This is a genomic window from Candidatus Poribacteria bacterium (assembly GCA_021295715.1).
GTDB lineage: Bacteria > Poribacteria > WGA-4E > WGA-4E > WGA-3G > WGA-3G.
The window spans coordinates 41337-42099 of the sequence record JAGWBV010000045.1 but is presented as its reverse complement, the minus strand read 5'-3'; the positions used below and the strand labels follow the sequence as shown (position 1 = coordinate 42099).

At 46.5% G+C, this 763-nt stretch carries 1 protein-coding gene; it reads left to right on the top strand.

The features are described from left to right. Nucleotides 1-658: hypothetical protein (locus J4G07_12695; GenBank protein ID MCE2414853.1), on the top strand; the 658-nt coding region annotated here is incomplete at its 5' end. Nucleotides 659-763 lie beyond the last annotated feature (105 nt).

Genomic DNA, 763 nt, shown 5'->3' with positions numbered 1-763 from the left:
CTCTACTGCCTTTGCCGATAGCCATGAAATGGAAGGTGAAAAAGCAGAAGAAAAGCCAATGGAGGAAAAACCGAAGATAACAGGATGGTTCCAGATTGGTGTTGATAGCTTAGGCACCTATTTTTTAGTGGGGGCGAGCCATCCGCTCAGTGGCGGCATTTCATTTGATTCTAATATCTATGTTAATGATCATTTGGGCGAGTTTGATATGGGCGTTACATTTCCCGTTATTGCGAATGACAGCATGGCACTACTGCTGACACCGATGCTCGGAGTCGGATTCAATTATGTCAGCCCAGATGGCCCCTATGCTTTATACCCACAAATCTTTGCGATCCTACCCGCCGGTAAAATCTTCGGTTTCCATTGGACAATCGGCACAGTCAAAACCATATTTGATGACCAAAGTCTGAATGAAGTCTACAATCGAACTTACCTGACTTATGCTCTTAACGACACTATCGCGGTGGGTCCGCAGTTTGAATCGGTGCTCGGTCTTGGCGATGGCGGTGGGCTGTGGGCTCTCAATTTCGGTGGGCGTGTGAACATCGGTTATGGCGAGAATAATACACTCGGCATATACATTGGCTATGAAACCAAAAAGGACGAAGGTGAAACCGGACTGACCGGTAGAATGAATTTTACACGGACTTGGTAGGTATACCTTTCTCTCGCTGGCGAGGTTTGATGAAATTTCAGTATTTAAATCGGTAATTCCTCAAGGGTTTCCTCTTGCTGTAGGAGCGAGCTGTGCTCGCGATTC